13 protein-coding genes are annotated in these 12466 nt (G+C 57.8%); 12 read left to right on the top strand and 1 reads right to left on the bottom strand.

Features of this window, described 5'->3' with window-relative positions:
• Positions 1-57: 57 nt before the first annotated feature.
• From EAO82_RS11500 to EAO82_RS11545, 10 genes are all read left to right on the top strand, one after another.
• A complete protein-coding gene (locus tag EAO82_RS11500) occupies positions 58-672 on the top strand; it encodes a phosphoribosylanthranilate isomerase (RefSeq protein WP_096345845.1) in 615 nt (204 codons plus the stop codon).
• Positions 665-1882 carry a tryptophan synthase subunit beta gene (gene trpB / locus EAO82_RS11505; RefSeq protein ID WP_096345846.1) on the top strand — a complete coding sequence of 406 codons (1218 nt, stop codon included), beginning with the start codon at positions 665-667 and terminating at the stop codon, positions 1880-1882. The genes EAO82_RS11500 and trpB overlap by 8 nt, the downstream gene beginning before the upstream one ends.
• Before the next feature lie 12 nt (positions 1883-1894).
• Positions 1895-2701: a tryptophan synthase subunit alpha gene (trpA, locus tag EAO82_RS11510; RefSeq protein ID WP_096345847.1), complete on the top strand. Its 807-nt coding sequence runs from the start codon at positions 1895-1897 to the stop codon at positions 2699-2701.
• 45 nt (positions 2702-2746) lie between these two features.
• Positions 2747-3649, top strand: coding sequence for an acetyl-CoA carboxylase, carboxyltransferase subunit beta (gene accD, locus EAO82_RS11515; RefSeq protein ID WP_096345848.1), 903 nt, complete (start codon positions 2747-2749; stop codon positions 3647-3649).
• Positions 3649-4938, top strand: a complete 1290-nt coding sequence (gene folC / locus EAO82_RS11520) for a bifunctional tetrahydrofolate synthase/dihydrofolate synthase (RefSeq protein ID WP_096345849.1) — start codon at positions 3649-3651, stop codon at positions 4936-4938. The genes accD and folC overlap by 1 nt, the downstream gene beginning before the upstream one ends.
• Entirely contained in the window at positions 4931-5524 is a 594-nt protein-coding gene (locus EAO82_RS11525; RefSeq protein WP_096345850.1) for an SPOR domain-containing protein, read from the top strand. The genes folC and EAO82_RS11525 overlap by 8 nt, the downstream gene beginning before the upstream one ends.
• Positions 5525-5586: 62 nt before the next feature.
• Positions 5587-6069, top strand: a complete 483-nt coding sequence (locus EAO82_RS11530; protein ID WP_096345851.1) for a CvpA family protein — start codon at positions 5587-5589, stop codon at positions 6067-6069.
• Positions 6070-6126: 57 nt separating this feature from the next.
• Entirely contained in the window at positions 6127-7632 is a 1506-nt protein-coding gene (gene purF, locus EAO82_RS11535; RefSeq protein WP_096345852.1) for an amidophosphoribosyltransferase, read from the top strand.
• 68 nt (positions 7633-7700) lie between these two features.
• Positions 7701-8918: an O-succinylhomoserine sulfhydrylase gene (locus EAO82_RS11540; protein ID WP_096345853.1), complete on the top strand. Its 1218-nt coding sequence runs from the start codon at positions 7701-7703 to the stop codon at positions 8916-8918.
• Positions 8919-9065: 147 nt separating this feature from the next.
• Complete coding sequence (locus EAO82_RS11545; protein WP_096345854.1) at positions 9066-9350, top strand: ComEA family DNA-binding protein; 285 nt, start codon at positions 9066-9068, stop codon at positions 9348-9350.
• 37 nt (positions 9351-9387) lie between these two features.
• Here the strand turns inward: EAO82_RS11545 and EAO82_RS11550 are convergent, their stop codons facing one another.
• A complete protein-coding gene (locus EAO82_RS11550; protein ID WP_231703197.1) occupies positions 9388-10836 on the bottom strand; it encodes a methyl-accepting chemotaxis protein in 1449 nt (482 codons plus the stop codon).
• A gap of 193 nt (positions 10837-11029) precedes the next feature.
• Between EAO82_RS11550 and rnd the strand changes: the two genes are divergently transcribed.
• Complete coding sequence (gene rnd, locus EAO82_RS11555; RefSeq protein WP_410402924.1) at positions 11030-12175, top strand: ribonuclease D; 1146 nt, start codon at positions 11030-11032, stop codon at positions 12173-12175.
• The gene (locus tag EAO82_RS11560) at positions 12172-12465 is read left to right on the top strand and encodes a YcgL domain-containing protein (protein WP_096345855.1); all 294 of its coding nucleotides are present in this window, start codon (positions 12172-12174) and stop codon (positions 12463-12465) included. The genes rnd and EAO82_RS11560 overlap by 4 nt, the downstream gene beginning before the upstream one ends.
• Position 12466: the final 1 nt, after the last annotated feature.

The following is a 12466-nucleotide window of genomic DNA, read 5'->3' on the forward strand; positions in this document are numbered from 1 at the left end:
CTGGCGGGCTGATCTGCTACTATTCAGGGCCAGATCAATTCAGGTATTTCTCCATACATGGTGCGAATCAAGATATGCGGTATCACGCGGATTGAAGACGCGCTGGCCGCTGCGCGGGCTGGAGCCGATGCCATAGGTTTGGTGTTTTATCCCGCCAGTCCGCGCGCAGTGAGCCCAACAGTCGCGCGTCAGATCATTCGCGCGCTGCCCCCTTTTGTCACTTCCGTTGGCCTGTTTGTGGATGCGTCTGCAACTGAGGTCCATCAAGTGCTGGCGGAAGCTCCCCTGGACGTTTTGCAATTTCATGGCAACGAGCCGGCAGAGTTCTGTAATCAGTTTGGCCGACCCTATCTCAAGGTGCTCAGAGTGAAGCCCGGCGATGACCTGAACGCCCTAGCCGCTCAGTGGCCAGACGCCTCCGGCATTCTCCTGGACAGTTACAAGGAAGGCGTGCCCGGCGGTACTGGAGAGATCTTTGACTGGTCGCTTATTCCGCTCGAGCGTAATTGGCCGCTGGTACTGGCTGGCGGGTTGACCGCAGAGAATGTAGCCGATGCCATTGCCCGATCTGCCCCCTGGGCGGTGGATGTCAGCGGCGGTGTAGAGCAGGCCAAGGGCATCAAGGATGCCGCTAAAATCAATTCCTTTGTTCAAGAGGTGAAGCGTGTCTGACACAAAACCCGTGGATTACACCACTATTCCTGATCAGCGAGGGCATTTCGGACCCTATGGCGGCCGGTTTGTTTCCGAAACGCTGATGGACGCGCTGGAAGAGCTGGAGGCGCTTTATCAGCGCTTGTCCGCTGATCCAGACTTCCAGGCAGAGTTCGATTACGATCTCGCCCATTATGTCGGCCGTCCCTCGCCGCTGTATCTGGCTGAGCGCTTGACCGCCAAGGTCGGCGGCGCGCAGATCTATCTTAAGCGTGAAGACCTGAATCACACTGGCGCGCACAAGGTAAACAACACGATCGGCCAGGCGCTGCTGGCCAAGCACATGGGCAAGCCGCGCGTGATCGCCGAGACCGGTGCTGGCCAGCATGGCGTAGCCACGGCAACAGTCGCTGCGCGGCTGGGGCTTAAATGCCAGGTGTATATGGGCGCTGATGACGTTCAGCGGCAATCGCTCAACGTTTACCGCATGAAGCTTCTCGGTGCTGAAGTGATACCGGTAACGTCTGGTTCCCGCACCTTGAAAGACGCGATGAACGAGGCAATGCGTGATTGGGTCACCAATATTGATGACACCTTCTACATTATCGGCACGGTCGCCGGCCCGCATCCCTACCCGAAACTGGTAAGGGACTTTCAGTGCGTTATCGGTCGTGAGGCACGCGCGCAGTGTTTGACCCAGTATGGCAAGTTACCTGACGCGCTGGTGGCTTGCGTCGGCGGCGGGTCCAACGCGATCGGACTGTTCCACCCCTTTCTTGAAGACACTGGCGTGGCCATGTATGGCGTTGAAGCGGGCGGTCTGGGCCTGGAGACAGGCCAGCATGCCGCACCCTTAGCAGCCGGCCGGCCTGGTGTGCTGCACGGCAACCGGACTTATCTGATGGAAGATGACGCTGGCCAGATCATTGAAACCCATTCAGTTTCCGCAGGGTTGGATTATCCCGGTGTCGGGCCAGAGCATAGCTGGTTGAAAGACATCGGCCGGGTGAGCTATGTAAACGCCACTGACGAAGAAGCCCTGACTGCTTTCCGTGAGCTGACCCGCGTCGAAGGCATCATGCCGGCACTGGAGTCTGCTCACGCAGTGGCGTACGCCATGAAGCTGGCAGCCACCATGCGTCCAGATCAGACTATAGTGGTCAATCTGTCCGGGCGTGGTGACAAGGATATTCATACCGTGGCCGGCATTGACGGCATCAGTCTTTGAACAGAGTGTGATATGAGTCGAATACAAGCGTGTTTTGAACAGTTGTGTGCAGATGGCCGCAAGGCGTTGATTCCCTATGTGACAGCCGGTGATCCGGATCCGGCAATGACCTTGCCGCTGATGCACGAACTGGTGGAGGCGGGCGCGGACGTCATTGAGTTGGGGGTGCCTTTCTCTGATCCGATGGCCGATGGCCCGGTGATTCAGCAAGCGATGGAACGAGCCTTGAAACACCAGGTTAGCCTGACTCAAGTGCTGGAGATGGTGCGTCAGTTCCGCGAGACCAATCAGACTACCCCGGTGGTATTGATGGGCTATCTCAACCCGGTTGAACGCATGGGCTATGAAACCTTTGCCGATGCGGCGCTGGCTGCAGGGGTTGATGGCGTTCTGACCGTGGACTTGCCTCCGGAAGAAGCCGACGAGGTCGCTGCGCTGTTCAAGGCGCGCGGGCTGGATGTGATTTTCCTTTTGTCACCTACCACCACGCTGCAGCGGGCGGCGAAAATCTGTCACCATGCCAGCGGCTATGTCTATTATGTTTCACTCAAGGGTGTGACCGGGTCCAGTGCATTGAACGTCACTGATGTGGCAGCCAAGCTCGATCAACTGCGCACCGTGACCGATTTGCCGATTGGCGTGGGATTTGGTATTCGTGATGGAAAGACCGCAGCAGCTGTTGGCGCTGTGGCTGATGGTGTGGTGGTTGGCTCGGTACTGGTTAATCAGATTGCCGATCATGTTGGGCAGCCTGAACAGGCTCGCAAGGCAATTGGCGCTATTATTCGCGACATGCGCCTGGCTATGGATCAGCGATAGAACAACCCCCTTTGGTATAGCAGACAACGAAAATAAGGATTGGCGATGAGCAACTGGCTGGTAGATAAGTTGATACCCTCCATAGTGCGTTCCGAAGCACAAAAGAGCAGTGTGCCCGAGGGCCTGTGGCGCAAATGTCCGTCCTGCGATGCCGTACTGTACCGCCCCGAGCTGGAAAAAAACCTGGATATCTGCCCCAAGTGCAGCCATCACCTGCGTATCAACGCCCGCCGTCGCCTGGATATTTTTCTTGATCCGGAAGGGCGCACCGAGATCGCTGCCGAACTGGAGCCGGTCGACCGTCTGAAGTTCCGCGACAGCAAGAAATACAAGGATCGCCTGACCGCAGCGCAGAAAGATACCGGCGAGAAAGATGCGTTAGTGGTCATGCAGGGCACCTTGAAAGGCAATCCGATTGTAGCCAGCGCCTTTGAGTTCAACTTCATGGGCGGTTCGATGGGCAGTGTTGTCGGTGCGCGCTTTGTACGCGGTGCCGAAATTGCGCTTAAAGAGCGTATTCCCTACGTGTGCTTTTCAGCGTCCGGTGGCGCGCGCATGCAGGAAGCGCTGTTTTCATTGATGCAGATGGCCAAGACCAGTGCCGCTCTGGCGAAAATGAAGGAAGAGGGCATTCCGTTTATTTCGGTGATGACCGATCCGGTCTACGGCGGCGTATCTGCCAGCTTGGCGATGCTCGGCGACCTGAACGTGGCCGAGCCTAATGCGCTGATCGGTTTTGCCGGTCCGCGGGTTATTGAGCAGACCGTTCGCGAGAAGCTTCCCGCAGGCTTCCAGCGCAGTGAATTCCTGCTCGCCCATGGGGCATTGGATATGATCATCCCCCGCGCCGAGTTGCGTGATCGGCTGTCGAGCATGCTGAGTATGTTCACGGGCTTGCCCGCACCGGAACGGGATCCGCCGCTTGAGCCCCTGACCGGCGAGGCCTGATGGCGCACACCGATCTGGCTGGTTGGTTGGCGCGGCTGGAGCAGCTGCATCCTACCGAGATCGATATGGGTTTGCAGCGGGTGGCCAGTGTTGCGGCCCGTATGGGGCTCTCCCGTCCCGCACCGTTAGTGTTTACCGTCACCGGCACTAACGGCAAGGGGTCCACTTGCGCGACCCTGGAGGCGCTGTTGCAGCAGGCCGGGCTGCGCACAGGCGTCTATACCTCCCCGCATTTGCTGGCCTATAACGAGCGGGTCTGCATAGACGGTAAGCCCGTGTCTGACGCAAGCCTCTGCGAGGCTTTTGCTCGAATAGAGACCGCCCGCGCAGAAACCTCCCTGACCTATTTCGAGTTCGGCACGCTGGCAGCACTGCTGTTATTCGAGCAGGCGGGACTGGACGCGGTAGTGTTGGAAGTCGGCCTCGGTGGCCGCCTTGACGCGGTGAATATTGTCGATGCCGATGTGGCTGTGGTCACCAGTATCGGCTTGGACCATCAGGAATATCTGGGCAACACCCGGGAGTCTGTGGGTTTCGAAAAAGCCGGCATTTTGCGACCAGCGATAAAACTGGTCTGCAGTGAAATCGATCTGCCCTCTACGTTCGTTGCGGAAGTAGGGCGTCAACAGGCGTTGATGCTGCAACGCAATACAGATTATGGGTGGCGCGCGGAAGGTGGGCATTGGCTGTTATATGGTCAGGATTCGCGGGGTGAATCGCGAAACGTAAGCGGTCTGCGAGCAGTTTCCTTGCCCAAGGACAACCTGGTCACGGCGTTGCAGGCGTTCTGGGCGGCGGGGCTGGAGCTTGCCGACAGGCAGATAGTCGATGCGTTGGCCAATGTTAGCGTACCCGGCCGCATGCAGCGCCGCACTGTCAGCTGGCGCGGCCAGCCACGGCAATTGCTGCTGGATGTAGGGCACAATCCGCATGCCGCGGCTTTTCTCGCCGCCGAACTTGAATCTGATAGCGTAGAGCGGCTGGCGGTTTTTGGTCTGCTGGCAGACAAGGATCTTGCCGGGGTGGTTGCGCCTCTGGTCGGTGTATTCAGTCGCTGGGCACTAGCCCCTTTACCCAGCCCGAGAACGCGGCCCGTTAGCGATCTGGCGACCTGTCTGACAGTTCTAGGGGAGCGAAGTGAAGGTTACGGCTCTGTCGCCGAAGCGTTGGAGCAGAGCCTGGACACAACGCCAGCTTCTACCGAAATAGTCATTTTCGGGTCGTTTTTCTGCGTCTCAGCAGCCATACTCTGGCTAAACCTCCAGTCCCGGGATCTGAATAATGGATGACAAATTGAAACAGCGGCTTATCGGTGCGTTGGTGTTGATCATTGCTGCGGTGGTTTTTCTGCCCATGCTGTTATCCGGTCAGGACGAGACCGTCAGTGTTGAAGTCGAAGCCCCTGAGCAGCCGGTGATGTCGAGCGAGCCTATCGAATCCGCGGCCCCTATCGAATTGTCGGCACCCGAGCCGGTGAATGATATTCCGGAGGCTGAAGGGATTCCTCTGCCGGTGGAAGAGGAGGTCGCTGAGCCAGCGATTAGCGAAGCGCCAGTCGCCGAGCCTGTGCTCGCCCCCGAGCCTGAAGCCGCGCCAGCACCCGTTGCACCGACCGCCACGCAAGGCGATTGGGTCATCCAGTTAGGCAGCTTTTCAGCGGTGGCGAATGCCGAGGGTTTCAAGCAGAAACTGGTGGAGCAGGGCTACAACGCCTATACGGTAACGGCACAGGCGGATGGCAAGGAGATTACCCGGGTTTACGTAGGGCCGCTTCTGGATCGCGAAAGCGCCAACCGCGTGCGCGACGAGCTGAGTCGTCGGCATGAGACCAAGGGTTTCGTAACGGCGTTTGATGCGGCTTCCGGTAAGCGATAGCGGTTCCGGTCAAAGGGCGGCTCTGGTAGAATATTGGCCTTTCCGCCAACGGGTGTTTCGTCGTGACACTAGCCTGGATTGATTGGGCCATCATCGCCATTATTGCCGTCTCGACTGTGATCAGTTTAGCCCGGGGTTTCGTCAAGGAAGCGCTATCGCTGGTGACCTGGGTGGTCGCTGGTCTGGTAGCCTGGATGTTTGGCGGTGCGCTGGCCGAGTATCTGATTCCGTATATCGCGACACCTTCGCTTCGGGTGATTGCCGCCTGCGCTATATTATTTGTTCTGACATTGATTCTAGGCGGGCTGGTCAATTATCTGATCGGCCAGTTGGTGATGGTCACTGGCCTGAGTGGTACAGACCGTTTTCTGGGTATGATATTTGGTGCCGCCCGCGGTGCATTGTTGGTTACCGTTGGTGTAGGGCTTTTGAGCCTGGCGCCGGTCGATGCTGACGAATGGTGGCGGCAGTCCGAGCTGATTCCGCATTTTCTCCTGGTTGCTGACTGGTCCAAGAGCATGATTCTCGGGTTTGTTGGGCGCTGATCCTTGCACCTGGCAGTGGCAGGTGTGGTGTATCCATAGACGAAAAGGTGTTTAGGCATGTGTGGCATTGTTGGCATAGTGGGCAAAGCGAACGTCAATCAGGCGCTCTATGATGCCCTGACAGTCCTGCAGCATCGCGGCCAGGACGCCGCCGGCATCGTAACCTGCGACCGTGGGCGGCTCTACCTGCGCAAGGATAACGGCCTGGTACGAGATGTGTTTCATCAGCGGCATATGCAGCGTTTGGTAGGCAACATGGGCATAGGCCATGTGCGCTACCCAACAGCTGGGTCGTCCAGTTCGGCCGAAGCGCAACCGTTCTACGTCAACTCTCCCTACGGCATCACCCTGGCGCATAACGGCAATCTGACCAACGTCGAACAGCTGTCTCGCGAGATCTACGAGTCCGACCTGCGCCACATCAATACCAACTCCGACTCGGAAGTATTGCTCAACGTCTTCGCTCACGAACTGGCCCGTTGCGGCAAACTGCAGCCCAGCCAGGAAGATATCTTTGATGCCGTGCGCGCTGTGCACAAGCGATGTGTCGGCGGCTACGCGGCGATTGCGATGGTCACCGGCTACGGCATCGTCGGCTTCCGCGACCCCAATGCGATTCGCCCCATCGTTTTTGGCCAGCGCGAAACCGAGAATGGCGTCGAGTACATGATCGCCTCGGAAAGCGTCTCGCTGGATGTGCTGGGCTTCGATCTGATCCGCGATCTGGAGCCGGGCGAGGCTGTTTACATCACTGACAAGGGCGAATTACATACCCGTCAGTGCGCGGAAGATCCACATTACTCGCCCTGCATTTTCGAACATGTGTATCTGGCGCGCCCGGATTCGATGATCGACAACGTGCTGGTCTATAAGGCGCGGTTGCGCATGGGTGAGAAACTCGCGGAAAAAATTCTGCGCGACAACCCGGATCACGGCATCGACGTGGTGATCCCGATTCCGGACACCAGCCGTACCTCGGCGGTGGAGCTGGCGAACCATTTGGGCGTCAAGTTCCGTGAAGGCTTCGTCAAGAACCGCTATATCGGGCGTACTTTCATTATGCCCGGCCAGGCCGCGCGGAAAAAATCTGTACGGCAGAAACTCAACGCAATTGAGCTGGAGTTTCGTGGCAAGAATGTTCTACTGGTGGACGACTCCATCGTTCGCGGCACTACCTGCAAGCAGATCATTCAGATGGCCCGGGAAGCGGGTGCCAAACAGGTTTATTTCTGCTCTGCGGCACCGGCAGTGCGCTACCCGAACGTGTATGGCATCGATATGCCCAGCGTTCATGAGCTGATCGCGCACAATCGTACCACTGAAGAAGTGGCTGAATTGATCGGCGCGGACTGGTTGATTTACCAGGATCTGCATGACCTGGTGGACGCGGTCAGTGAGGGTAATCCCAAGCTGAAGCGCTTTGATTGTTCGGTTTTCGACGGTGATTACATTACTGGCGATGTGAACGAGGCTTACCTGGGCAAGATCGAGCGCGCGCGCAATGATGCTGCCATGGCCACAGGTGATCAAGGCAACGCGGTGATTGAGCTGCACAATAATTAAGCAGGAACAACAGCCGTTGGCGGGCTGGCGTAACGCCAACTCGTTAGCGCAGCAAAGAGATTCGAGCCATGACTACAGAATGGGATGCGGGTCGCCTGGATAGCGATCTGAGCGAAGTGGGTTTCGATACCCTGGCCGTGCGCGCGGGCCAGCGCCGCGGGCCCGAAGCCGAGCACGGCGAAGCCTTGTTTCTGACTTCCAGCTATGTGTTTCGCAGCGCCGCTGATGCAGCTGCCTGCTTTGCTGGCGAAGCCAAGGGCAATGTCTACTCGCGGTACATGAATCCCACTGTGCGCACGTTCGAAGAGCGCATGGCTGCACTGGAAGGCGCCGAGCAGGCTGTCGCTACGTCTTCAGGCATGGCTGCGATTCTGGCCATGGTCATGAGCCTGTGCTCTGGCGGCGATCATATTCTGGTCTCGCGCAGTGTATTCGGCGCCACGGTCAGTCTGTTCGACAAATACTTCAAGCGCTTCGGGGTCGAGTTCGATTATGTCGAGCTAGCGGACTTGAATGCCTGGAAATCGGCGTGCAAGCCCAATACCAAACTGTTCTTTGTCGAATCGCCCTCCAACCCGCTCGCCGAGCTGGTGGACATTCGCGGCCTGTCGGAAGTGGCTCATGCGCAGGGAGTCCTGTTGGCGGTGGATAATTGCTTCTGTACGCCAGCACTGCAAAAGCCTCTGGAACTGGGCGCCGACATCATCATTCATTCGGCTACCAAGTATATCGACGGTCAAGGCCGTTGCCTGGGGGGCGTAGTCGCGGGCCGCCGCGAGCACATGCAGGAAGTCGTGGGCTTTTTGCGCACTGCTGGACCGACCCTCAGCCCGTTCAATGCCTGGGTGTTTCTCAAAGGTTTGGAGACCTTGCGCCTGCGCATGCAGGCACATTGCGCCAGCGCGCAGACACTGGCCGAATGGCTGGAACAGCAGGAGGGGGTCGAGCACGTGTATTACGCTGGGCTACCCAGTCACCCGCAGCATGAGTTGGCCAAGCGTCAACAAAAGGCCTTCGGTGCTGTGCTCAGCTTTGAGGTGGCCGGAGGGCGTGAGGCGGCCTGGCGTTTCATTGATGCGACCCGGCTGTTGTCCATCACCGCTAACCTGGGTGACAGCAAGAGCACCATTACCCATCCTGCGACCACTACTCATGGCCGTCTGACGCCGGAAACCCGAGCTACAGCGGGGATTCGCGACAATCTGATCCGCATTGCGGTGGGTCTGGAAGAAGTAGAGGATCTGCAAGCCGATCTGATGCGCGGGCTGGCGGCGCTACGCGCCTGATAGTGAGACGCGTCTCACAACAAGGGTAAAAAGCTTTTTATTTTCAGATACAGCTGTTTTAAGTTGATTCGGCCGCAGGGAAGCGGGCCAGATCCGCTGCAGTCACCCCTGCAGTGCGGCGATCTTTCATAAAAAAGGAGCTTTACCATGAAGCATTTTATTCTTGCTGTTTGTCTTTCTTTTGCCTCGGTCTTTGCCCTGCCTGCTCTGGCAGAATCCACTCCAGCCCCTGTGGTCAGCGTCAACATCAATTCTGCCAGTGCCGATGAGATTGCCGAAGTGCTCCAGGGCGTAGGTCAGGCCAAGGCTCAGGCGATTGTCGACTACCGCGAATCCAATGGCGCCTTTGCCGCGATTGAAGACCTGGGGGAGGTCAAGGGTATTGGCGAGGCTACCCTGGCCAAGAATCAGGAGCGGATCACCCTGAAGTAACCGCGGTGTACCTGGTATCGGCGCAGCGTTGTCGATATCAGGTTTTGAGTTTGCTCACCGACCCGCTCAGGGTGTGCGCCAGACTGGCCAGTTGCTCGCTGGTGGCAGCGCTGAGTGAGGTTTGCCTCACGGTAGTTTCTGTCACATCCCTTATCTGCACCACACTCTCGGTAATGGCTTCTGCCGCTTGGCTCTGCTGCTCTACGGCAGAGGCGATTTCGCTATTTCCATCGCGAATCTGGCTGACGGCGGCTGCAATAATCCCCAGTGCCTCTCCCGCCTGCTGGCTTTGCTCGACTGATTCATGCGTCAGCGCTGCACTCGCTTGCATATCGCTCACCGCCGCGCTGGTGCCGCTTTGCAGCGCCTCTATCATGCGCTGAATTTCCTCGGTAGAGATCTGGACCCGTTGCGCCAGAGCTCGTACTTCGTCTGCGACCACCGCAAATCCGCGGCCTGACTCACCGGCGCGCGCGGCTTCAATGGCAGCATTAAGGGCAAGCAGGTTGGTTTGCTCGGCGATATTACGAATCACGCTGACCACGCCACTGATTTCCCGGCTATGTCCTTGCAGGGTTTCCATATGCCGGGTGCAACGTTCGATGCTGGTCGCCAGGCCGGCGATCGTCTGACTAACCAGGTTCACCCGATCATGGCCTTCGCGTGCCAGCAAATCCGCTTGCCTGGATTGATCGCGAGTCGTCGACGAATTGCGCGCGATGTCCTGTACGGTCGCACTCATCTCGTTGGCAGCAGCGGCGACCATGTCAGTCTGGCTCTGTTGGCTGGTCATGCCCGCGCGCATCTGGGCCATGACTTGAACCAGATTGGCTGTGCCTGCATCCAGTTGTTCCGCAGCCTGCCTGACCGAGCGGACAATGTCGTGCTGCGATGCTTGCATGGCATTGAAAGCTCGCGCTATGGAGCCGATCTCGTCACGTGAGTCAGCCTGCGCGCGCAGGGTCAGATCACCGCTTTGCTGGACCTTGAGCATCACGTCACGCAGCGCGATGATGTGCCCGGTAATAAACGAGATCAGCAGTTGTGAGACAACCAGCAGCAACAGCATCAGCAGAGTCACGGTGACAGCGTAAAAAAGCGCCCGTTCGATCAGCAACTGCATATAGGGGATACGCTCAACACCCAGCAGGTAGGGTTGCCCTGCCTGTTGGCCGGCCCAGAGCCCATAGAACTCGCGGGCATCCGCTGGGTCTAATTCCTCAGCAGATTTCCACAGAGGGGTGGCCGTGTTGCCTGAGGTCAATCGGTTGTGTCGGGGTTCTGGTGGAATTTCTTTCAGCCCAGGTAGTGCGGGGATGGAGCTATTGTTGGAGGCCAGCACGGCACCGGCGAGTTGCTTTCGCTGATCCTGCAGGCTGTGCTGCTCGATCCAGAGAGCGGCCAGAACCAGCATCAGGGTGGTGACGAATGCTACCGAATTGACGGCCCAGAATTTGTATTTTAACGGTAGATGCTGAAGAACCACGTCATTGCTCCTTTGAGGCCGTGCAATCGCCGCCGCGAAGACACTGGGCAGCCAGTATAAATATGCTTTAGCAGTATCGGTTGACAAGGATCAAACTTGAATGAGTTTTGTCACACAACAGTCCGCGGGACGGGCCGCGTTTCACTGTTTGATTCAGGTATACTCATTCGCTGAAAACGGATGAAGGTTGCATATGACGAGCGCGCTGGTTGAACCCTTGATGATTGATCGTAATGCCGATCTGGCGCATTGGTGTGAGCGTTGGCTCATGCTGCCCTATGTCGCCGTTGACACTGAATTCGAGCGCACGGAGACATTCTTTCCGATCGCAGGCCTGATTCAGATCGGCGACGGAGAAGCGGCTTACCTGATTGACCCATTGGCAATTACCGACTGGTCGCCGCTGGTGGCGCTACTGCAAAGCCCAGACGTGATCAAGGTGCTGCATGCTTGCAGCGAAGATCTGGAAGTGTTCATGAAGCTCTGCGGCGTGGCGCCGATGCCACTGTTCGACACGCAGATGGCCGCTGCCTATCTGGGCATGGACTTTTCCATGGGCTACTCGCGCCTGGTAAAGGCGCTGTTGGATATTGACCTGTCCAATGCCGAAACCCGTTCCAATTGGTTGCAACGGCCCCTGAGCCCCAATCAGATCACCTATGCCGCCGCTGATGCCTTGCACCTTGCAGAGCTTTATCAGGTGCTGGGTCCGCGTATCGAAGCTGCAGGTTTGACCGATTGGTTGCTGGAAGACAGCGCAGAGCTGGTCAATGCCGCCGCACGGATTCAGGAGCCAGAAACGGCTTATCTGAACGTCAAACAGGCCTGGCGGCTGAAGCCCTCCGAACTGGCGGTTCTCAAGGTCTTGGCCAGTTGGCGTGAACGTGAGTCGCGTCAGCGTGATCAGGCGCGCAATCGCCTGCTGCGCGAAAAAACATTATGCCCGTTGGCCCAGCGTCAGCCGGATAGTCTGCAGGCGCTGTCACGTATCGAAGATATGCATCCACGCAGTGTCAGGCAGGACGGTCAAGCGATCCTCGATCTTATACGGGCAGGGCAAGAGGTGCCTGAACATGACTGGCCTCAGCGCCTGCCGGAACCCTTGCCGGCGGAGGCAAACAAGCTGCTCAAGGTTTTGAAGAAAGTCGGCCAGCAGCACGCGTCAACCCTCGGCATGGCTGAGGAGCTGATGCTGCGCAAGAAGCATCTGGAGGCCCTGGTCCGCAGCGGTTATCCAGGCGGGCCCTATCAACTGCCTGATGAGTTGAATGGCTGGCGGCGCGTCCTTATGGGTGAACAGCTGTTAGCGGTTGCCAATGCCAGAGATCAAGCCGAATGAAAGTCATGTGTTCCATCTACCGCAGTAAGCGCAAGGATGGCATGTACCTGTACGTGCCACGTAAAAAGGACATGAGTGAATTGCCCGAGGCGCTGATGCAGTTTTTCGGCAAGCCGGAACTGTCCATGGATCTGGTGCTTACGCCCGAGCGCAAGCTGGCACGTGAAGATATTGATATCGTGTTGCGCAATCTCGAAGAGCAGGGGTACCACCTGCAAATGCCGCCCCAGGAGGATGAATACCTGGTGCATTTGCCAGACGAACTGCTCTATCGCAACGACCCGATCTGAA

Source organism: Halopseudomonas pelagia (assembly GCF_009497895.1).
Lineage (GTDB): Bacteria > Pseudomonadota > Gammaproteobacteria > Pseudomonadales > Pseudomonadaceae > Halopseudomonas > Halopseudomonas pelagia_A.